Consider the following 1,311-nt stretch of genomic DNA (forward strand, 5'->3'; position numbering starts at 1 on the left):
GTCCTCCGTCACCCAGATCGACTCGCGGTAGGGCGCGCCCGGGGCCGGCTTGTCCTCCAGGGCGACGACGACCCGGCCGTGCGGCGTCTCGAACAGGTCGTCCTGGGTGGTCGCGGCATTGCCGCCGGCGCCGATGATCATGTGGACGGTGCCGCGGTCGGTGTCGGCCAGGTCGGGGTCCGTCCCGGACGGCACCGGTGTGCGGGCGTCGTTGGGGAGCGTCCCGCGGACGGGGTGGGAGCGCTCGTAGTAGTGCTCGTGGCCGCTGACAACGAGGTCCACGCCGTACGCGTCGAACAGCGGGCCCCAGGCCTCGCGGATGCCGAGGTCGCTGCCGCTGCCGTGCTTGGACGTCGAGATCATCGGGTGGTGCATGCAGACCACGATCCAGTCGATCGCCCGACTGCTCCGGGCCGCCCGCAGCTCGCGCTCCAGCCAGCGCAGTTGGGCGCCGCCCGAGTAGCCGCGCAGGTAGATCTCGCTGCTGTTCTGGATGGCCACGTCCTCGTTGGCGAGGCTGATGACGCGCACCGAGCCGACGGTGAACGCGTACCACATGCCGGCCGTCTCCTCGTCGGATGAGGCGGCGGAGTCGGGCAGGTCGAAGTAGGTCTGGTAGCCGAGGGCGCCGATCGGACCGTTGCCGGACTCGGTCTCGTGGTTGCCGGCGCACGGCATCCACGGGCGCAGCCGGGTCGAGCGGCTGTTGCCGATGAACCAGTCCGCCCACGTCGCGGTGCGGCTCTGGCCGTGCCGTCCGCTGTAGGAGGCGTAGCAGAGGTCGCCGTTGACGAGGTTGAACAGCGGGCCGACGCGCTCGACGGCGGTGACGATGTCCGCGGCGGCCGGGGAGCCGATCTGGCTGCTCGTGTACACGGGGTACTTGCCGAGCGGGGAGGGCACGCCGTCCGGGAAGTCGACCTTGCGGCGGAGGTTGGGCGTGCCCTGGTCGCCGAAGCTGGTGAACGTGAAGGCGGCCCGGCCGCGCGGGGCGGTGGTGAAGGAGCCCGTCTCGGGGTTGGCGCCCTCGTGTCCGGCGGCGTAGAGGTAGGTGGTCGAGGGCCGCAGTCCGGTGACGCGGGCGTGGTGGACGTACACCTCGTCCTTGGAGAGCGCGTCGCGGTAGGTGCGGGTCTCGGCCTCGACGACCGTCCCGAGCCCGCCGTCCGGCGATCCGACCCGCACGTGCGGGCGGCGGACCGACTGCGGGGTGATCCAGGAGACGGTCATCTCGCAGGCGGGGTCGTTGCCGAACTGGAGGTGGATCCCGCTCACGCTGGGCGCGCCGAGCCGGTGCGGGGTGGACTGCTG

At 72.0% G+C, this 1,311-nt stretch carries 1 protein-coding gene; it reads right to left on the reverse strand.

Annotated elements, in window-relative coordinates; genetic code table 11:
* A partial coding sequence (locus tag AB0O00_RS30765) for a metallophosphoesterase family protein (protein ID WP_363657323.1) occupies positions 1–1,311 on the reverse strand: 1,311 nt, incomplete at both ends.

The organism is Kitasatospora sp. NPDC093558 (genome assembly GCF_040683475.1).
Taxonomy (GTDB): Bacteria; Actinomycetota; Actinomycetes; order Streptomycetales; family Streptomycetaceae; genus Kitasatospora.